The 20,556-nt window shown below is 35.5% G+C and carries 18 protein-coding genes and 1 tRNA gene; 8 read left to right on the top strand and 11 right to left on the bottom strand.

Annotated features, from left to right (window positions below):
• Nucleotides 1-187: 187 nt before the first annotated feature.
• Nucleotides 188-1,165 (bottom strand): LD-carboxypeptidase, encoded by a 978-nt coding sequence (locus tag AAGD68_RS03860; RefSeq protein WP_253309636.1) that lies wholly within the window; start codon nucleotides 1,163-1,165, stop codon nucleotides 188-190.
• Nucleotides 1,165-1,782 (bottom strand): lipoyl(octanoyl) transferase LipB, encoded by a 618-nt coding sequence (lipB, locus tag AAGD68_RS03855; RefSeq protein WP_253309637.1) that lies wholly within the window; start codon nucleotides 1,780-1,782, stop codon nucleotides 1,165-1,167. The genes AAGD68_RS03860 and lipB overlap by 1 nt, the downstream gene beginning before the upstream one ends.
• 275 nt (nucleotides 1,783-2,057) lie before the next feature.
• Between lipB and AAGD68_RS03850 the strand changes: the two genes are divergently transcribed.
• From AAGD68_RS03850 to AAGD68_RS03840, 3 genes are all read left to right on the top strand, one after another.
• Nucleotides 2,058-2,291 carry a DUF6290 family protein gene (locus AAGD68_RS03850; RefSeq protein ID WP_010081986.1) on the top strand — a complete coding sequence of 78 codons (234 nt, stop codon included), beginning with the start codon at nucleotides 2,058-2,060 and terminating at the stop codon, nucleotides 2,289-2,291.
• Nucleotides 2,267-2,530 (top strand): type II toxin-antitoxin system RelE/ParE family toxin, encoded by a 264-nt coding sequence (locus AAGD68_RS03845; protein ID WP_309166922.1) that lies wholly within the window; start codon nucleotides 2,267-2,269, stop codon nucleotides 2,528-2,530. The genes AAGD68_RS03850 and AAGD68_RS03845 overlap by 25 nt, the downstream gene beginning before the upstream one ends.
• Nucleotides 2,531-2,765: 235 nt before the next feature.
• Complete coding sequence (locus tag AAGD68_RS03840; protein WP_341814128.1) at nucleotides 2,766-3,950, top strand: phage portal protein; 1,185 nt, start codon at nucleotides 2,766-2,768, stop codon at nucleotides 3,948-3,950.
• Between the two features lie 302 nt (nucleotides 3,951-4,252).
• Here AAGD68_RS03840 and AAGD68_RS03835 read toward each other — a convergent pair whose 3' ends face one another.
• The 4 genes from AAGD68_RS03835 to murJ all read right to left on the bottom strand — a co-directional run bounded on the left by AAGD68_RS03835 (nucleotide 4,253) and on the right by murJ (nucleotide 9,335).
• Nucleotides 4,253-4,927 carry a hypothetical protein gene (locus AAGD68_RS03835; protein ID WP_265044955.1) on the bottom strand — a complete coding sequence of 225 codons (675 nt, stop codon included), beginning with the start codon at nucleotides 4,925-4,927 and terminating at the stop codon, nucleotides 4,253-4,255.
• Nucleotides 4,928-5,024: 97 nt separating this feature from the next.
• Nucleotides 5,025-7,577, bottom strand: a complete 2,553-nt coding sequence (locus AAGD68_RS03830; protein WP_341814127.1) for an AsmA-like C-terminal region-containing protein — start codon at nucleotides 7,575-7,577, stop codon at nucleotides 5,025-5,027.
• Entirely contained in the window at nucleotides 7,574-7,846 is a 273-nt protein-coding gene (locus tag AAGD68_RS03825; RefSeq protein WP_253309641.1) for a hypothetical protein, read from the bottom strand. Before AAGD68_RS03825 ends, AAGD68_RS03830 begins: the two co-directional genes overlap by 4 nt.
• Entirely contained in the window at nucleotides 7,839-9,335 is a 1,497-nt protein-coding gene (gene murJ, locus AAGD68_RS03820) for a murein biosynthesis integral membrane protein MurJ (protein ID WP_253309642.1), read from the bottom strand. Before murJ ends, AAGD68_RS03825 begins: the two co-directional genes overlap by 8 nt.
• A gap of 150 nt (nucleotides 9,336-9,485) precedes the next feature.
• Between murJ and AAGD68_RS03815 the strand changes: the two genes are divergently transcribed.
• Nucleotides 9,486-9,561 (top strand) — tRNA-His (locus AAGD68_RS03815).
• A 65-nt stretch (nucleotides 9,562-9,626) separates the two neighbouring features.
• Nucleotides 9,627-10,058 (top strand): hypothetical protein, encoded by a 432-nt coding sequence (locus tag AAGD68_RS03810; RefSeq protein WP_253309643.1) that lies wholly within the window; start codon nucleotides 9,627-9,629, stop codon nucleotides 10,056-10,058.
• A gap of 274 nt (nucleotides 10,059-10,332) precedes the next feature.
• Here the strand turns inward: AAGD68_RS03810 and AAGD68_RS03805 are convergent, their stop codons facing one another.
• The 5 genes from AAGD68_RS03805 to AAGD68_RS03785 all read right to left on the bottom strand — a co-directional run bounded on the left by AAGD68_RS03805 (nucleotide 10,333) and on the right by AAGD68_RS03785 (nucleotide 18,250).
• Nucleotides 10,333-13,275, bottom strand: a complete 2,943-nt coding sequence (locus tag AAGD68_RS03805) for a hypothetical protein (RefSeq protein WP_341814126.1) — start codon at nucleotides 13,273-13,275, stop codon at nucleotides 10,333-10,335.
• Between the two features lie 119 nt (nucleotides 13,276-13,394).
• On the bottom strand, nucleotides 13,395-14,729 hold the full coding sequence (locus AAGD68_RS03800) for an alanine/glycine:cation symporter family protein (RefSeq protein WP_253309645.1): 1,335 nt from the start codon (nucleotides 14,727-14,729) through the stop codon (nucleotides 13,395-13,397).
• 254 nt (nucleotides 14,730-14,983) lie between these two features.
• Entirely contained in the window at nucleotides 14,984-15,487 is a 504-nt protein-coding gene (locus AAGD68_RS03795) for a protein-disulfide reductase DsbD domain-containing protein (RefSeq protein WP_253309646.1), read from the bottom strand.
• 722 nt (nucleotides 15,488-16,209) lie between these two features.
• Nucleotides 16,210-17,859 carry a chaperonin GroEL gene (gene groL, locus AAGD68_RS03790; RefSeq protein WP_264688251.1) on the bottom strand — a complete coding sequence of 550 codons (1,650 nt, stop codon included), beginning with the start codon at nucleotides 17,857-17,859 and terminating at the stop codon, nucleotides 16,210-16,212.
• Nucleotides 17,860-17,959: 100 nt separating this feature from the next.
• The gene (locus tag AAGD68_RS03785) at nucleotides 17,960-18,250 is read right to left on the bottom strand and encodes a co-chaperone GroES (RefSeq protein WP_373457551.1); all 291 of its coding nucleotides are present in this window, start codon (nucleotides 18,248-18,250) and stop codon (nucleotides 17,960-17,962) included.
• 173 nt (nucleotides 18,251-18,423) lie between these two features.
• On the opposite strand from AAGD68_RS03785, the gene AAGD68_RS03780 reads away from it, so the two are divergent.
• The 3 genes from AAGD68_RS03780 (at nucleotide 18,424) to AAGD68_RS03770 (ending at nucleotide 20,549) form a co-directional block, all read left to right on the top strand.
• Entirely contained in the window at nucleotides 18,424-19,230 is an 807-nt protein-coding gene (locus AAGD68_RS03780) for a YgfZ/GcvT domain-containing protein (RefSeq protein ID WP_253309649.1), read from the top strand.
• A gap of 149 nt (nucleotides 19,231-19,379) precedes the next feature.
• Nucleotides 19,380-19,841 carry a dUTP diphosphatase gene (gene dut, locus AAGD68_RS03775; protein WP_264688252.1) on the top strand — a complete coding sequence of 154 codons (462 nt, stop codon included), beginning with the start codon at nucleotides 19,380-19,382 and terminating at the stop codon, nucleotides 19,839-19,841.
• Nucleotides 19,842-19,919: 78 nt separating this feature from the next.
• The gene (locus AAGD68_RS03770) at nucleotides 19,920-20,549 is read left to right on the top strand and encodes a hypothetical protein (protein ID WP_264688253.1); all 630 of its coding nucleotides are present in this window, start codon (nucleotides 19,920-19,922) and stop codon (nucleotides 20,547-20,549) included.
• Nucleotides 20,550-20,556 lie beyond the last annotated feature (7 nt).

The following is a 20,556-nucleotide window of genomic DNA, read 5'->3' as shown; positions in this document are numbered from 1 at the left end:
ACGTGTTAGCGGCTAAGAGATACCGCGGCGGCATGACGGTTCGCGGCGGTATAATAACTCGTCATCCCGCTACGTGTTAGCGGGATCTAGAGATACCGCGAATGAATCGCGGTATGACGGTTAAGTACGTGTTAGCGGCTAAGAGATACCGTGGCGGCATGACGTAGAGCTCGCATTAGCTATAAGATTAGCTAACATTCTGCACATCCATAAAAAACAAACCTTCTTTTTCGTCTTGAACGCTAATAATAGCGTGAGTGTTAAGAGGTAAAGGGTCATTTGTATGTCCATGGCCTACCCCTTTCATTGTAAATACAGGAAAGTTAACACTTTTTGCAAGCCTTTCTTTTACAACTTCAACAAGATTATCATTATAACAGTTAACGAAATCCCCAAAGATTACTGCATGCACTCCATCAAAAATGTGAGCTTGTTTTAGGTGATCTAAACTGCGCTCTATTGCGTATGGGTAAACTCTTATGTCCTCTAAAAATAGAATTTTACCTTTCGCATTTATTTGCCAAGCGGTTCCTATACTATTTTCAACTAAAGTCATATTACCACCGATGACTTTAGACTCTAATCTGCCATCTTTTAGTCTAATGCCATTGTTTATCATCTTTAGGTTATCAAATCTGATAGAATCCCGCTTGTTAAGAATTAACTCTTTCAATTTTTCAACAGAGCTTTCAGAAACGGAGCTATTTACTATCATTTCCAACATGGTGCCGTGAAGAGTTTGCCAATCATATTTAGCTTGTAGATAGATGTGCAAGGCAGTTATATCGCTATAGCCTATGAGGATTTTTTTGTTTTGAGCAATCCTTTCTTTTTTATCATTGGGTAACTTTTCTAGATAGGGAATTAACCGAGAAGCCCCTTCTCCTCCTCTGATACACCAAATTATTTTACTATCATTAGTTAGTGCACTAACCAAATCATTTGCTCTGAATTCATCAGAGTTGGAATAAAATGGATTGTCATTACTATATATTTTTTCCGAAATATGGGGATTAAAATCCGAAGCTTCTACATATTCTTTTATAGTAGTCAGATCTGATTCTTTTCCCTTGGAAGAAGGAGCAATAATATCAACTCGGTCGATTGCATGAATACCTGTGTTAGCACATAAAGTGAAAATAAAATATAAAAGGTAAATGATCATTAAAATATCTTATAAAACTCTTTTTTTAGTATATCATCCAATTCAGAGAGTGGAACTTTCACTCCTAGTTCTTCCATTGATGTGACGCCATAACCTTGCAGTCCACAAGGAATAATACCCTTATAGTGAGAGAGATCTGGAAAGACGTTAAGCGCTATGCCATGATAAGTTACCCATTTTCTTAAGCGAATACCAAAAGCTGCAATTTTTTTTTCTACTCCATTGTTATTCACCCAAACACCTATTCTATCCTCTTTAAATTCTCCAAGTATATTAAATTGCTTTAAAACATTTATTATCCACTTACTTAGGTCTCTAATATATAGCTTTATGTCACATTTATTTCTTTTTTTAAGGTTTAACATTAAATATATGATGCGCTGTCCTGGACCATGATATGTGTGTTTACCACCCCTTCCTGTTTTATATATAGGAAATAGTTTTTCAACAATATCATCATCTGTTGCACTGATTCCTGCAGTATAAAGTGGAGGGTGCTGGAGTAGCCATACCAATTCGTCTGCTGAATTATTGTAAATTTGTTGAATTTTTTCTTCCATAGATTTTACGGCACAGTTATAATCAATAAGCTGATTAGATATTAGCCATTCTGTCATGTTCAATTTCTTTTCTTTTTAGTATAGCAATGCATTCTTTTCCTGTCATCCAAGTGCCCTCTTCTTGTCATTCCAGTGTGTGACACTGAGCGCAGCCTTTCTTATTCCTAATATACTTAATACTAACTTCTGTGCTATTTCTCCTTAACAAACATAGTACATGACAAATGTTTAATTGTTTGTCAACACAGGTCCTCTTTACGTATAGGCAACTTTTTTTATTGAAAAATTCAGAAAAATGTTGTATAATTATTAGTAGATTTTAGGTAAAATATATGGCAAACTCAAAATTTAGCATAACTTTCAACAACGAAATTTCAGAGTGTCTTGCTGGACTAGCTAAAATAAGAAATAAGTCCATTAAAGAACTAACAGAGAAGCTAATACAAGAAGCAATTGAAAATGAGGAAGATAAAATACTAATTGAGCGTGCTGCTAAACGTAATGTTTCAGGTGTAAAGAAAATTAGAAGTGAGGATGTAGACTGGAATACAATATTATCTTCATAGAAAGCGTTCTTGAGAAAGACCTTCCAGCTCTTCCAAAAACAATAAGATTAAGGATCATAAATGCGATAAATAAGCGCCTTACAATTGATCCCATTAACCTTGGTGAGCCATTATATTACAGATTTAAAGGACAAAGAAGATTAAGGGTAGGTGATTATCGCGTTATCTATTCCGTAAATATTATAAAATATGAAGTGGTTATCACAGAGATAGGACACAGAAAAGATATTTATAAGTAAGTACATCATATAAACATTAAATATATTTTTACTCCTTCCTGATTCATTTTCTACCTTAGGTGGCTTCGCTCAGCTCAAAAAAAAAGCTCATTCTTTTTGCTACCCCTTATTGTGCCTGCCATTTAACTACTGTGTAGAGATTGCTCTCAAACATAATGTTCGTACGTTAGTATATCCTTCCTGTGACACCAATTGATATAATTCTACCACAAATTCAATTTTTTAGGAGGCACATATGAATTTCAACATTTTTCAAAGAAAGAAAAGCAGTGAATATTCTGCTTTGCAGCTAATGATGGAACCAAGTTGGAGTAAGCGTGATTATGTAAGTTTTGCTGAGGAAGGTTACATAAAAAATGTTATTGCCTTTCGAGCAATTAATATGATTGCAAGTGCTGCATCTTCGATACCTTTTACTCTCTGCCAGCTTACTGAACAGGGAAAATCGCAACTAAAAGCCCATCCATTACTGAAATTACTTTATTCTCCTAATCCAATGACATCAAAATCGGAATTTATTGAGGGGATTGTAACTTATCGGTTAGTTAACGGCAATTCTTATATATTGATGGTTGAGTCGCAGAACAATAGAAAACCACCAACAGAGCTTTATCTTCTGCGCCCTGATAGGGTTGAAATTGTTCCAGGGAGAAATAACGTTCCTTATATCTATCGTTATACCATAAATAACAACGGTTATGACTTTAAAGTTGATAAACTAACCGGACGTTCAGCAGTGTTGCACCTAAAGACCTTTAACCCTTTGAATGATTGGTATGGATTATCACCAATTGAGGCAGCTGCATACAGTATAGATCAGCATAATCAGGCGGGTGCTTGGAATCAAGCGATGTTGCAAAATGGGGCAAGACCAAGTGGTGCAATAGTTGTGAAATCAGCGAAGGACGGGAGTGGTGGAAGTTTAAGTCAAGAGCAGTACCAACGCTTAAAAGAGCAAATAAATGATCATTATTCAGGTTCTGTCAATGCTGGAAGACCGATATTGCTTGAAGGAGGCTTGGAGTGGAAGGAAATGAGCTTATCACCAAGGGATATGGATTTTATTGAGTCCAAACACAGTTCAGCTCGTGATATTGCCCTGGCTTTTGGCGTCCCACCGCAGTTGCTTGGCATACCAGGTGATAACACTTATAGCAATTTAGTCGAAGCACGCTTATCCCTCTGGGAACAGACGGTTTTACCAACGCTAGAAAATATTATCTGTCACCTGAATTCTTGGCTAACACCAAAATTTGGCGAGGATCTGTGCTTGTCGTACGACAAAGATGCAATAGAAATTCTCATGGAAAAGAGGCAAAAGTTGTGGAAATACGTAGAAAACGCAAGCTTTATGACACTCAATGAAAAAAGGGAAGCATTTGGCTTGCCACCACTGCCAGGTGGTGATGAGTTAGGTTAAGTTTGATCCGTTCAGTTGTGCGGCTAAAAGACAACTTAAAAGAGTTTAAGTTTTTGCTTTGTACTTTGTAAAATATTAAAAAAATCAGCCAAATTACACCATATTTAGTCTATTTTATCCTATAGTTTTGGGTTTACCGAGGGTTCGTCATTCTGCTACATGTTAGCGCCGCGGCGGTGTGACGTAGGGTTGCACTAGCTATAGCAACTTTGTCTGCGCAACCATTTTCTACCGCACCATTGAACAGATATGCTTGAAGATATCCGTTCAGATGAGTTTATTGTCTCCTAAACCGTACACGCCTAACAAGCTACCGCTAGAGCTTGTGAAAAATTCTCTATTTTTATTCCCTTTAATTTACTGGATAAGTTGTCTACAAACAAATCTGATTTAGTGCAGATCTGCTCTATTTTTTTAGGAGATAAAGAGGAATCTAATTGATTCGCTATACCAGACACTCCATTTAAAACTACTCCAGCACCATATGGTACATATGACACAGTATATATAGCACCTGACGTAAAATCTAGTAAGTTCTGAGAAGAAGTGGTAATTTTATACCCTACTGTGTTTTTATCTTCTCCTTTGCATTTTTTAAGCACTTTTGATGCACCATGAGGAATATAAGATATACCAGCTATACCATATGAAGCCCCATTTAAGGCGTACGATACAACTACCGTTGTTGCTGATAGCGCTTTAGCTCCATATTTTGCAGTATAAAGCAATGGCTTAAGGGCATAAGAAATAGTTTTACCTTGTGATTCAGATTCAAGCAACGAATTTAGTTCTTCTTGTGTTGCTGCACATTCAAAAAATTCTTTCTCATCAATTTCTGCAAGATCAATCTCTTCAAAACCCTCATCAATATCTACAGGAGTCACTGTTTCTTTTATAGGGCTAACTTCTACATCACTTCCAATAACACTTGAATTATTAGAATTTTTGCCAAAAAGATTCGAAAACATACTAAACATTTTTTTTTACCTACAACTTAACGCTCATATCAATATATTAACCTAATATTAACCAGGTGTCAAGCACATATGACTCTTATAAACAGATGTTAGTAAATTAACTATTCCTCTTGCCAACCAGAGCGATGAAGATTTGGTCTACATCAAAACTCATCTTAGGACGCCAAATAGGGCCATCCAAATGCATATCGATATAGATTGGATTACTATAGTTTGGTGGTATGAAAAAGAACCTGAATATAGAAGCTAAAGCGAAGTTAGATAAGGTTAAATTAGAAGAGATCGACCCTGATGCTTGATCAATCCCGAATTGTAAACTAGTTGAACATATACCACTCTTAATACTTGCTTTTCCGCTAATATTTTCAAAAAATGTACTGCCATTATATATATCAACATAAGCAAATGTGGAAATTTCAGACTTATTCTTACTGCTTAACAAATTAGCGATAAATGAATTGAAATCTACATTAGTAACTTCTATTCCCTGCGCTTGTAAGTTTACATCTCCTGATAAGCTATTAGCCCAATCATGAAAACTTTTTCCTTGAGTTTTGATTGCACCACTTAAGCTTATCTGACCATTTACATTGTCAATTCCTATAACCTTACCAATCTTTTTAGTGTCCAAATTTACAATAGAAAATCTTGTATTCATTGAGTCTGATCTTAAATAACCCTGAAAAAACACTTGCCCGTGTTCTAATACGTAACTTGCCTGCCTGATAGTGATAACGTTGTTTCTCATTACCGCATCCAAATTAAAATCTTTCAAAACATTCTGCTCGGTTTTAAATTCTGCAGTATTGATTTGCACATTTGCATCAAAGCCTTCTTTGTCATCCAAAAAATCAAGCTGCTTTGTTGACCATTGAATTTGATCTATCTCATTTCTTGAATTTCTTTTTACCTCTACTAAATTTGGTAATTTAAAGATATTTCCATTAAATTTATTGCCCGTAAGGTTCACATCTAATAAAGGTTTGGCGTATTTTTGATCTACTAATATTTTTGCATTACCGGTAATATCGAAATCTTCTCCAGATAGTTTTATTTTATCTGCAACTAGCTTACCTTTTTCCATTTTCAGCAAAAAATCCAAATTTTTAATTTTCGTATCATTCAATGTAAGGTTATTAACACTGGCCTTTATATTTGCATCATACTGAAAATTTTTCAGCCGTTGCATTTTAGATAAACTGCTAAATAATGAATGATCATATTTATCTGCATCAAGATTATGCATGCTAAATTTACCATCAACCACACTGCGTTTTTTTGTGTGGCTTACTCTAATTGACCCTTGCAAGGATTCCTTATTATTTAGCAGTCTAATGTCTGAGATAGATAATATTCTTGGTGCAAGGTGCAGTTTAGAACTTAGTGTAAATTGATTTTTCTGGTTTTCTTTCATCTTTATAGAAGGAAAAAAACATGAAATGAATGACTCAAAATCATTTCCTTCTACTAACAAATCACCGTTGAATTCAGATAGGACATTATTGTTTGAGATCTCTCCTGATAAGTAAGATATATTATTGATTCCAGGAAATTTAAGAAGCGTATTAACTTTTACTTTGCCATCAGTGGATTTTAGTACAGCACGGAAATTGTCCAATATTTTGTTTTGATATTGAATGTTAGAAGCTTCCATATTAAAATTTAAGCTCAAGTTCTTTGGCACAACTGCTCTAAAACATTCCAGAAGGTCTTTTATATTCGTTGTTTTTTGTGAATTGTCTTGTATGGAATCTAAGTCAACTTTACTGAAGCTAATATTGAAATTAGTGTGATCGCTTTTTCTATCATTTTGTATTGTACCGCTGGCTTGCATGCTTTTGGAATCAATTTTTAAGTCAGTTGCCGTAAACTCACTTTCATTAAGACTTATATTGGATGATATCTTGATATTTTCGCTAGGAATAACACAAGAGAGAAAGCTAAGATTAATGATTTTTGCTAAATCACCCACAGAACCGGAACTGTTATTAATTGTTAATGTTAAATTACCCTGGAGTTCTTCTTGATTTCTATTACCTGTAAATAGCAAATTTACAAAATTTGATTCAACACTAATGTGTACATTCTTTTTTGTGATATCAACCTTTCCTGAAAAATCGTAATTATTATCACCTACCTTTACTTTACCGGAGAATTGCCTATTTTTTTTTACAGCAACTTCCTTTATATTAACAATGCTGCTATAATTAGCGAAATCATTCTTAAAACTTACTTGGCTGTCTTTTATTACTATATCGACTGTGTTACCACTGGCTTTTGTATTTATAATATTAATTAAATTTTCTTTATTGCTTTTCATGCCAAACAATGTGATTGACTTTGGTTGCAACGAGAATAAAAGCAACGATAGGAACGATGGCCTTATTTCAATTTTTCTTACATTAATTAAATCTGATAGCTTTTGCTCTTTATTTTCGTTGTATTGTATATATACATTATGAATAGTGAGCTTTGGAGTAATGAGTGAAACTTCAACTTTCCCTCCAATATGCACTTTAGCATCATACGTTCTCTCCAACTCTTTTATGATATATTTCCTGTAGCTACTCCAATCCTTAAAAGTTGCAGCAACGTGCATGAGAATTAATAGCAGCGAGATTGATAATATGGCGTATATTGAGAGCTTCATAATATGCCTCTTAATTGCAATGGAGTTACTCTATTTCCTACCTTTGTCATCTCAATGTCTATCTTTGTCATCCCAGCACCCACTCCTGTCATCCCAGTGCTTGACACTGGGATCCATCTTATTTTCATCATGGGCATTATTTCAGCGTATGCTCCTAGAATCTGTTGTCTATTGCATAATTTGCAAATATTTTTATATCTGGATCCCAGTGTCAAGCACTGGGATGACACCGTTTGCTGTTCCTTTAGCAAAAGATCTAGTTTATACATATTTCAAATTATTCAAATTTCCTCTAAACATTAAATAGAGAATACCAAAATAAACAATAACACTCAAAGCTATTAAAGTCGTTAAATAAACAATACGAGCCAATATTTTATCAAAAAATAATCCTGCCAACAAAGAATTAAAAATATAAAGGGCTATTGACATGACTACCGTTGCTACAAAAATTTTCATGATATTTAACAATAACGCTTGGCTAACCTTATATATTTTATTTATTGTTAAATAACTAATTAATAGAATGGAGTTTATCCAAGTGGAAACGGAAGTAGCGATAGCAATCCCCGTGTGCTGATACTCGTTCATTAACAAAAGGTTTAGCACTACATTAATTCCAAGGCACATTAGTGAGAACATAGTTGGTATTTTTAGATTGCCTTTAGCAAAAAACGTGGGTAGCAATACTTTATTTATAATAAATGCAGGTAAAGAAAGAGAAAATGCTATTAACGTGGGAGCAGTTTGCTGCACTGCATAATGATCAAACCGGCCGTAAGAAAAAAGCGTAAGTAAAATTATGTCGGGAATAATAATAAAGGCAGCAGTTGTTGGCATAATTAACATTAATCCTATGTTGAGAGCCTTGTTCTGTATTTTGACTATATTTTCAGTATTATTTACCTGTTTTGAAATTAAAGGAAGAAGCACTGTACCGATTGCAGTACCGATTATTCCCTGCGGTAGTTGATTTAGTCTATCGGCATAATATATATAGGACACCGCATTTGGTATAAAACTCGCCATGATTGTGTCAATCCATACACTTATTTGAGTTACACAATTGTTGATAATTGCAGGTATCACACGCTTAAAAAACAACCTTACTTCATTGCTTAATTCAAGGCTAAAAGAAAAAGCTGCCTTTAACTTGTATGCACTAAATAGTATCAAAAGTAGCTGGAAAATTCCTCCTATAAGGACAGCTATAGAAAGGTTGTGCGCTGGAGTTTTTATGTAAGGCACAAACAAACTGATGATTAAACAGAGATTCAAAACGATTGGTGCAATAGCTGTTGAAGCAAAATGCTGCTTTACTTGCAGCATTCCACCAATAAGTGATGCAATTGAAACAAAGATTATGTAGGGCATCATAATTCTTGATAAAGTAACAGTAAGGGTAAACTTACTTTGGTCAAATCCAGGAGCAAAAATTTGAATCATATAAGGGGAGAAAGTTTGCATGATAAGGCAAAAAATTACTAAGATAATAAACGTAATGGATATTACACTACTTGCAAAATTAAATGCCTTTTTATCATCGTGTGATTCTATTGAATATAACGGTATAAAGGACGTGGTAAATGCTCCCTCTGCAAAAAATGCGCGAAATAGATTGGCAAAACGAAACGAAGAAAAAAATATGTCTGCAAGAGAGTTTGCACCAATAACCGTAGCAATCAATACATCTCTTATTAACCCTGAGATCCTTGAAATAGCCGTAAAAAAACTAAATGTGAAAATACTTTTAAACATACCACTACTTCATTAGTATCAATACAATTAACTATAATAGTAAAAGTATCAATGAAAATATTTATTGGCTAAACTTAAAACCCTCTACAAAAGGAGAGTTAAATAATCAATTGACTATTTGCGCTCGTATGTTAGATATTTTATATCTTGGCGGGCGTAGCTCAGTTGGTAGAGCGTCAGTTTGTGGTACTGAATGTCGCCAGTTCGATCCTGGTCGCTCGCCCCACTAAAATTTTCTGCTTTACAGAAATATGAACAAATGGTAATATATCAATTAATTAGGGAGGTTGTATGGATAAAGGAGATTTAATACTTTTAGGTGTAGCATCAGTAATAGGTGCACTTACAGGTTTGGGATTGAGTTTCACAGCTTTGTCACCTTTGGTTATAGGTGGAATTATTGCTGACGTTCCTGTAATATTATTGACTGCATGTGATATATGCGAAGGAGAATGCTCCAAGAAAGATCTTTTCAATATGGCCGTTTTATGCGTTGCAAGCGCTGCAATTGGAGTTGGCCTTGCTGCAGCCGCAACTGCTATTTTTCCTGGTGCAATGCTTGGAATGGGCTCTGCAGCTTTAACAGGTGCGGCAATAGGAGCCATAGCGCCAATTGCAGGGATATTTGCAATCATAGCTACATCATTTGCTGCTAAAAAAGTGAATGAATATATTATTTCTCCTATAGTTGAGTGTTTTTCTTCAAAAGGGAAGGGGTGCTAATCACTTTAAACCAATTAAGTAAGGTTTCTGCTTTCTGTTATTCTAGTGTGCAGCATATAGCTGTACGAACATTTGTTTGCAAAGGCAGTGTGTTAAGTGTTATAGCCGGTTTTGCCTCAAACACAAAGGCAGTGCCTGGACTCTTGCTTCAATGTTAAACAAAATACCATAGAATTCAAAATGCAAAAAGAAATGTTCAACATTGTATCAGAATGGTGCTATATTGGGCCTTAACTTGACGCGTATGCTTTTTTGAACATTCCCTAACCTCAATTTATATTGAAATACCTTTATTGGTATCTTTTTCTTGTTGTGACTCAGCAATACGTTTAGTCCAATCCAGTGGCCTTTTATTTCTGTTACCTAATGCAATTCTATTGCGATCATAACTATCAGTGTGTTCCGTTAAAGTATCTTTTCTTTCTTCTTCTATTACTCCAATTTTCAGTTGTGCTTCATCTTTCTCTAGTAATTTATATAGATTACTATTTTTATCTACAATTGAATTAGTGTCATTGTTTTCTTGTTCTGCCACTGTTTTTATGTCTGTTGAACTGTCTTTTAACAATCCTGCTGCTAATAAATGTTCTTTGGTTTGTTCACTAATTCCTTTTTGATCCACCGGTTTTAGTGGGAACTTCTGAGTTTCTTTATCCAACTTACTGGTAAATTCCGTAAGTAGAGTGTCATCTCTTTGTTCAACATTCATTAGGCTCGCTTTTAACTGTCCAGGATTTACTTGAGATTGTCCATGATTGGCATGAGTTGGAGATGAATAGCCCGAATCGTTTGTTTTTGCATCTGTTGAACTGTCTTTTAGCAACCCATCTTCTTTATCTTGTGACAGTTTATCAGTAGGATCAACTTGCCTTAATCCTCTATTATCTTGCTGTGATCTATCTCTGATTTCTTTAAGAAGATTTTCAGGTGGAGTTTGGTCACTTTGTTCAATGTTCTCTAAGCTCCTCTTTGGCTGCTCAGGATCTACTTGAGGTTGAGCATGAATTTGAGGTGAATAGCCCGAATCGTTTGTTTTTACATCTGTTGAACTGTCTTTTAGCAATCCTGCTGCTAATAAATGTTCTTTGGTTTGTTCACTAATTCCTTTTTGATCCACCGGTTTTAGTGGGAACTTCTGAGTTTCTTTATCCAACTTACTGGTAAATTCCGTAAGTAGAGTGTCATCTCTTTGTTCAACATTCATTAGGCTCGCTTTTAACTGTCCAGGATTTACTTGAGATTGTCCATGATTGGCATGAGTTGGAGATGAATAGCCCGAATCGTTTGTTTTTACATCTGTTGAACTGTCTTTTAGCAATCCTGCTGCTAATAAATGTTCTTTGGTTTGTTCACTAATTCCTTTTTGATCCACCGGTTTTAGTGGGAACTTCTGAGTTTCTTTATCCAACTTACTGGTAAATTCCGTAAGTAGAGTGTCATCTCTTTGTTCAACATTCATTAGGCTCGCTTTTAACTGTCCAGGATTTACTTGAGATTGTCCATGATTGGCATGAGTTGGAGATGAATAGCCCGAATCGTTTGTTTTTACATCTGTTGAACTGTCTTTTAGCAACCCATCTTCTTTATCTTGTGACAGTTTATCAGTAGGATCAACTTGCCTTAATCCTCTATTATCTTGCTGTGATCTATCTCTGATTTCTTTAAGAAGATTTTCAGGTGGAGTTTGGTCACTTTGTTCAATGTTCTCTAAGCTCCTCTTTGGCTGCTCAGGATCTACTTGAGGTTGAGCATGAATTTGAGGTGAATAGCCCGAGTCACTTTTGCTATTGGGTTTTGGAACAGAAAGTGGCTGTTTACTTTCTTCCCACTCAGCATCACTGGCACCACGGTTATCACTGTCATGTTCATGTATATTTGAATAAGGCAAGTAAGGAACTTTGTCCTTTAATGTTTCTAATATAGAAGACGTTGATTCATTTTTCCTGCCTCCTTCCATTGATGCTCCGCTACCATCAACAACACCAGTGCGCCGTAAGCTGTTTCTCTTGAAATTTCTGATGTCTTGTAATAGATCGCCTTTGCTATTTCCTTCTTGTTGCTGGGTTTTAGGTTGTTGCTGATTATTAGGTGTTTGCTCACTTCTATCTGGTTTTTGGCTTCCAGGTACAGCATGTCCAAATGTAGGATTGTCATACCGTTCATCTTTTTGCCTATTATCTTGATTGTGGCTTACAGACTTGGTGAAAGTAGAACTGTCCGAAGGATCAGAAGTTGCACCTTTTTGCTGATTATTAGGTGTTTGCTCACTTCTATCTGGTTTTTGGCTTCCACTCCCTTGCTCATTGAAAACATCTTTTTCAGGTGTAGTTCTAAGTGGTGGCAGCGAAGGGGTCTGAGACCCAATTTCTCGATTCATATGAGTAGCTTGGTGTTTTTGAACAGGTTTTTTGACCTCTTGCTCAATATCTCTACTGTTACTTTTTATTGCGATTTCAGATGATTTGTTAAGGGCTTGATTGTCTTTTCCGTCATGTTGCACCTCATTCACTTTTCCTTTTTCCCTGAATTTTATTTCATGCAAGAATAAACCACCTATTTTTACATCTTGATTCGCTTCTAACCGTTCTAGAGAAAAATCATCACCTTTAACAAGGTCTACACCGTTAGCATCAATCTTAATTTTGATCTTGCATTCTTCCCCTTTCGCATACCATTTCAGAGTCATCTCATATGAACCATCGGTTACGACATAATGTCTTATTTTTTTCCCTCCTTCCTCGGCAACAAAACCATGCATTCCGCTCTTTCCATCACTATGCAACGTTGAAAATCCCGAGATTCCATTCTTCTGACAAAAATCACTGTTTAAAAATTCGCTGATTTTGAACTCTTTCTTGTTATCCTCCAGTGTAATACTGGCATGATTACCGTATATTGAAACTTTTTTATCTTCAACATCATCATTAATGTTATTAGCACTAGTAATATATTTATTCAACTCTTCTTTAGCTTTATCTTCAAGCTCTTGTCTAGCTGTCTTGTTGCATTCCTGAAGAATAACTCCACATGCTTTATTTTTGTTTTCATCTTCGTCCCAATTCCAGTCGGCGTGTTCTGTTAAAAACTTTACTGTGTTAAAATCAACTCTAACATTATAAATTAGGTCGTCTTCCTTTTTTATTTCATCAAATAAAGGAAAAAATTCTTGAACGCGCTCATTATAAATGTGTTTTTGTTGTATATTGTTAGTATTCATATACCCCTCACTAATAACCCTCTGCCTTTAGTTCTAGCTAATACTAGCTAATATAATTATCACGAGCATTGGTTGAATTTTTATTAAGGAAGGTTGTGTTGTTACTCAGATGGCAACTTTTAGTTGGCGCCTAATTTTAAATATCTGTTGCTCACAGTAAACACTTCTGGATCTTGAGAAGTTAGCTTGAGTATAGCGAGTATGTTGATAAATAACAAAGCAGCAATCGAGATATCAGCGACATCCCATAGCAATCGGACTTTACCTATTGCACCAAGCGGAATGATCATGGTAAAAATTACAATCCAGATTTTAGTGTATTTATTATCCATAGACACATAGCGTATTGTCTGTTTTGAGCAAAAAAACCAAGTAAAAATAGTAGTAAAGGCAAAACAAAACATTATGGCCATAATTAAATAGTCAATATAGGGCCAATTCATAGCTTTTCTAAAAGCAAATATGCACATGTTAGTACTCTCTAAATCAGTGACCCAAGAATCTGTGACAAGCAGTACCATTGTTGTAATAAACACTATAAATGCAACTATAAAAGGCGATATTATTGTAATTAGACTCTGCTCAATAATAAATTTATTATTATTTTTCTTAGGAACAATTGAAGAATGTACGATTCCTTCGAGGCCAAGCCCTATATCTGTTGCAAAAATACCTCGCAAAGTTCCGACTTGAATAATAGTCAACATTTCTAAAATCAAACCTAGAGATAAACCAGAGTTAAAGCTACTAGCTGTCAAAAAATTGCTTGTTATTAATTTTAGAGAAGGAGGGATATTTTCACTAAACTTAAATAATATGATACCGCAAAGTGTGAGGTAACTTACCGTCATTATCGGTATCATAGCCGATATAAAAATTTTAATTTTTTTTAAGCTGAGAACTGCAACAACAAAAAATATTATGGCCATTACAATGCCACCAATGACTACAGGCACATCTATCATGTTAAGTGGTATTGATAGAGAATTTACCTGAACAAGGTTACCAGCTGTTATTGAAACCATCATCATAACAACCAGAAACACAATTGTAGCTTTTCTAGAATTAAATGCATCAGCCATATAGGCTACAGGGCCACCTATAAACCGTCCGTTCTTTTCCTTTCTGGTTTTTATACTTAGATAACAAGTGACATATTTTATCACAGAAGTGATAACAATAATTATTGCCATCCATAAAATAGAGCCCGGTCCTCCGGTTTTTAGAGCAACAGCAGTTCCTGAAATGTTTCCTACTCCTAAATTTCCCCCTAAGATTGTAAACAGGGCGGCTATAGAAGAAAATTTATTTTCCCCTCTTTTAACTCCAATGAGTGAAAGGGCGTACGGCAATCTAAATATCTGTAGCCATTTTAGTTTAACCGATAGGTAAACACCAGCAACTAGCATGAGTAATATTGTTGGCAGTAATAAAACAAACTTTACTGTATCCATCTGTAAAAGTGAGATTTTTATTTAAGTATACAACAAAAATTGAGAATACCTAACCTATTTTCTATGTATGACTTCGTTTCCGTCATTCTAGAAACCTTTTCTTGTCATCCCAGTGCGTGACACTGGGATCTAAATTTTTTATGCGAAACCATTATGTTTATATACTTGTAGGCCCAAGTTCCTCACATAGTGAACAAAAAAGTAAATGAGATTCCAGTGTCACGCACTGGAATGACACCTACCCCATGAGAACCCTATTTTTCATACCACTCATTTATAAGTTTATTGATATCAGAATCTATAAAATCCTTTAGTGGTTGCCTGGTTTTTATCTCAACATTTTTAGGGATGCACCTATCTTTACATATCGCATAATTTATATGGAAGTTAAGGTCAATATACCCTTGATTTGAAAACACATTCATCTTAAAGGGAAATAATACCATATCCTTATATACGTTACTGATAAATATCTCTCTTCCTACTTTATCTCTATGTTCCTTTGGAGTAGGCCAGTAAATATCTATGTTTAATGTGTTACCCTTACAATCAAAAGAAGTGGGAAGACCGAAATCTCCAGGATCTTTATAATATATGTGCCAGCCTGGTTCTACTGTAACCTTTATTGCACCTTTAAGAGTGAGGTTTGCTTCATTTATCTCGCCAATAAGTAAATCAAATTTTGCAATTTCCTCGTCAGCATATAGTTGGGTGCAAGAAAAAAATAAAAACAATATTAAATATATATGTATTTTCATTAAGGCAAATTTCTCCTTTTATAGAGAAAGTGATTTAGATTTTAAGTGTTATATTTAATAGCATTATATAGATTATTTATTAATATAGCATTATTCTAATATATACAACTGTAATATAAATGGGTGAAAAGAATAAGTCATTGTGGAAAACACATATAGCTAAACTGACTTAGATTTACCGACAATTTGAAAAACAAAAATTCGTCATTCCGCTACTTGTTAGCGGAATCTATGCCGAGATACCGCGAATGAATCACGGTATGACGTAGGATTGCTGTCGTCCTGCTACGTGTTAGCGGATGAGATACCACGAATGAATCGCGGTATGACGGTTCGCGGCAGCATGACAATAAGCTCGTCATTCCGCTACGTGTTAGCGGGATCTATGCCAAGAGATACCGTGAATGAATCGCGGTATGACGGTTCGCGGCAGCATGACAATAAGCTCGTCATCCCGCTACGTGTTAGCGGGATCTATGCCAAGAGATACCGTGAATGAATCGCGGTATGACGTGTTGCTTGGGTCAGCTATAGTATAAATATACTAGGGATTATAGTTTTCTTATGCTGCCTTTTTGTTATTAGACAACCACAATATAAAGGGGTGAAACGGATGCAAACAGTAGTGCCTTTCTGCACCAAACGTATTACCTTTAACGAATAGTAAAATGTGAGATTTTTTGGAACTACCGTGGAGCAATTGCTCCACGGTTTCACTCTACTTAGAATCCACCCATGCCACCCATTTCTCCTGCGCCCATAGGAGATGAAGCATTTTCTTTGCTTGGTACATCAACTATCATAGATTCAGTAGTAATCAGCACACTCGCAACAGATATCGCTGTTTCAAAAGCAATACGCACCACTTTTGCTGGATCAATCACACCAGCTGTAAATGCATTAGCGTAATTCATAGCCTCAACGTTGTATATAAGCTCTTTATCATTCTGCTTAATCAAATAGTCAATGATAACAGCAGATTCAAGACCAGCATTTTTAACTAACCTTCTAATTGGAGCACTGAGAACTTTCTTAATAATGTTTATGCCTATTTGCTCTTCGTCACTTGCACCTTTTAATTTGTCGAGAACAGATGAAGCATAAAGAAGTGCAACTCCACCACCTGGAACTATGCCTTCTTCAATTGCAGCTCTTGTTGCATGCAGCGCATCTTCAACTCTATCTCTACGTTCTTTAACTTCCACTTCAGTTGCTCCACCAACTTTTAGCACAGCAACACCACCTGATAATTTCGCTAAACGTTCTCTTAGCTTTTCTTTATCATAATCAGAAGTTGAAGTTTCAATTTGAGATTTGATCTGCTCGATTCTAGCTTTCACACTGTCAGAATCGCTATTTTCGCTGACAACTGTGGTATTATCTTTAGTAATTTTAACATTTTTAGCAGTACCAAGATCATCAAGTGTCAGATCTTCCATCTTGATTCCAAGTTCATCTTTTATGACGTACTTAGCACCAGTCAAAGTTGCTATATCTTCGAGCATTTCCTTTCTTCTGTCACCAAAACCTGGAGCTTTTACTGCAGCAACTTTTAAACCACCACGCAATTTATTGATAACTAAAGTGCTTAATGCTTCACCTTCGATATCCTCTGCAATAATAACTAAAGGTTTACCAGATTTAACAACAGCTTCAAGAATAGGAAGTAAAGGTTGAATAATATTTAATTTTTTCTCTGTAATTAATAGATAAGGATTATCAAGCTCCACGATCATTTTTTCATTATTTGTAATAAAATACGGAGAAAGATAACCGCGATCAAATTGCATGCCAGTAGTCAGCTCAACTTCTAACTCTTTTGAACCTTTACTCTCTTCAACAGTTATTACACCCTCTTTTCCAACTTTTTTCACGGAATCAGCGATACTGTTACCTATATCCTTATCACCATTTGCAGAGATTATCGCAACTTGCGCTACTTCATCCATTTTCTCTAGAGAAATTGTACGAGACATTGATGCAATTTCCTTTAATATTACATCTTTTGCCTTCTGTATTCCGTTTTTAATACCAACACGATCGTTTCCAGCAGCAATTGATTTTGAAGCTTCCATGATCATGCTGCTAGTTAATATTGAGCACGTTGTTGTACCATCACCAACTTTGTCGTTACATTGAGAACAACTTTGGGCAAAGATGCTTGCTATTGCAGCATTTAGTGGTTTTTCAGGCTTGATACCCTTCATCACCTTATAACCATCTTTTGTAATTTCTGGTGCTCCATAGGGCTTATTAATCCCTACTGTTTTTCCTCTAGGTCCCGCAGTTATTGCTACCGTTGAATCCACTATTGCTGCGACTTCACGAAAGGCTTCTTGTAACTGCTCACCTGATACTACTACATTAGTCATTTTTATCACCTCTTGTTAATAAAAAATTTAGAAAACTATAATAAAACCATTTACAATGCGCCATGTTGCGCTTTGTTTCAATTTAGTAAAATAAAGACTGCTATTTAATGACAGCAAGTATATCGGACTCTTTCATCACGATAAGCTTTTCATCATTATGTTCTATTTCTGTACCAGCCCATTGACGATAGAACACTTTATCACCAGCCTTTACAGTTAAAGCTATGCGTTCGCCATTTGAGTTGCGTGAACCTTCACCAGTTGCTACAATTTCACCTTTAGTAGGTTTCTTTTCAGCACTTGATGGAAGCATAATTCCACCCTGCTTTTCCTCGCTAATAGGCTTGATCAGCACGCTATCATCCAATACATTTAAACTTATACTTGACATTTGCTTTTCCTCTCAACAAATTAACCTATAACTTTATATATATACTCGTAAGTTAGATTTCAAGGGCTGGAGCTTGTAAAATATGCACACCATATAAAATATGCACGCCAAAAGCAGTTTCTAAAAGAGCCTAATGTTATATAATAAAATTTAGGTTTATTTATAGAGATTTCATGAGTTATATACCATTCTTAAGTCGTGGTGTGATAGTGCTATATGGGCCTGACACTAGAGATTTTCTGCAGGGCATTATAACCAATGATATTAATAAGCTAGATAGCCAAAAAGCTATTTACTCTTTATTGCTTAGCCCTCAGGGAAAATACCTATATGATTTTTTTCTTATTGAATATGGTAGATATATTTTCTTAGAGTGCGAAAATGTGCACTTACAGCAAATAATCGAGAAACTAGATTTACTTAAAACTTATTTGAGAGTGAAAATTAAAGACATTAGTGCACTATATAAGGTTGGAGTTTTGTTTGATACTAAGTTGGCGGAGTGTAGTAGTAAGTCACAAGTTATTTTTCAAGATCCAAGGCACAAGCTGCTAGGAATGAGGATCATACATAAAGATGAAATAAAAGAACCGGTTGGAGATTTTATTCAGTATGAAAAAGTTAGAATTAAAAACCTTGTCCCAGATGGAGCAAAAGATATGGTACAAAATTCATCGTTCCCATTGCAATATTTAATCGATAAGGCAAACGGTATAAGCTTTAATAAGGGGTGTTACGTAGGTCAGGAAGTCGTAAATCGAATGAGCAGACAAGAAATATTCAGAAGAAAACTTTATCTTGTTGAGGGGGATAACGCACTTCCAGATATTGGCACTAAAGTGACAAATGAAAATAATGAGGAAATAGGGGAACTGCGCTCTAGTGTAGACAACATTGGACTTGCATTGCTTAATACTCAAAAAAGTCATGCAAATTTATATGTCGATGGGGTTAAGTGCGTTAAGACGTTGTATAATTAAAGTCTTAAGGTAGCGCATATAGAAACGAAAAACTTATTTTATGGCCTAGCGTCACGCACTAGAATGACATCATTTACGATGTAACATTTATTACTTTTGCAGATACAATTTACATGCTATAATTGAATCTTCATAGTTGGTAAATTGGAGTGCAAAGAAGTAAAATTAAAGTAGAAATAAAGAGATTATCACACGGAGAAGACTTGTCTCTTCCATGTTATGCAACTACGCAGAGTGCTGGTATGGATCTTTATGCTGCATTGAATGACTCTGCTGTTTTAAATCCACTTGAGAGATTACTTGTTCCAACTGGAATTGTGATTGCAATACCAAACGGTTTTGAGGGGCAAATCCGCCCACGTTCTGGTCTTGCTGCAAAACATGGAATCACTGTCTTAAATTCTCCGGGCACTATAGACTCTGATTATCGAGGTGAGGTGAAGATTTGCCTAATTAATCTAAGTAATCAGTCGTATGAGATAAAAAGAGGAGATAGAATTGCACAAATCCTTATTTCTCCTGTATCTCAGGTAATTTGGGATGACAGAGAAGAATTCTGCACAGAAGAAACCGGTCGCAATGCAGGGGGCTTTGGCTCAAGTGGCAGGTAATTTGCGAAAAAGCTTGACTATGACAGTTCTTTTATATACAATTTAAGCATATTAATATTTTATTAAATGAGGTCGTTTATGCTAACTTTCAAAAATCATCGAGGTCAGTTCCACAAAACAAACACTGCACTTGTTGCACTTACTTCTTTGTATGTCATAGGCGCAGCAGTAGCACTTTCAGCACCATATTGGGTGTCTTCAACTTCCATGCTAGCTCCACTTGCAGCTTTTGCAGCTACACCACTTGGAATGGGTGTTTTAGCATTTGTTGCTGTTGCACTGATTTGTTTAGCAGTATATGCCATCAGCAAAAATAACGAAATATCTGAGTTGAAAGCTCCGAAGATTGTTGTTGATGATAAACAAGCAGCATTGCTAGTAACAAAAGAGGTGTATGAGGAAATAAAAAAGAATAACCAAGTTAAAGATGAAAAAGATAAGATGAAAGGTAAATGTTATATAGACTTCAGCTTAGAAGGTAAGAACTACCGTATTATTGTTGGGTCTTTCAGTTCAGCAGGCAATACTTTATTATTAAGTATAAGTTCACTAGAAGTGAAAAACAAAGAAGGTGAGTTCGAGGCAGTAAATAAAACAGAGTGGAATAAAACATTAGGTTTAGACAAAGATGATGCTAAAGAGGTTAACACTTATTTAGGCTCACTTATTGTTGAACAAGTTGCTTCTGAAGAAAAAGCAAAAAGCTAGACAGCTA

This window comes from Wolbachia endosymbiont (group A) of Machimus atricapillus, assembly GCF_964027095.1.
Taxonomy (GTDB): Bacteria; Pseudomonadota; Alphaproteobacteria; order Rickettsiales; family Anaplasmataceae; genus Wolbachia.
The sequence above is the reverse complement of the archived record's forward strand: the minus strand, read 5'-3'. Positions and strand labels throughout refer to the sequence as shown.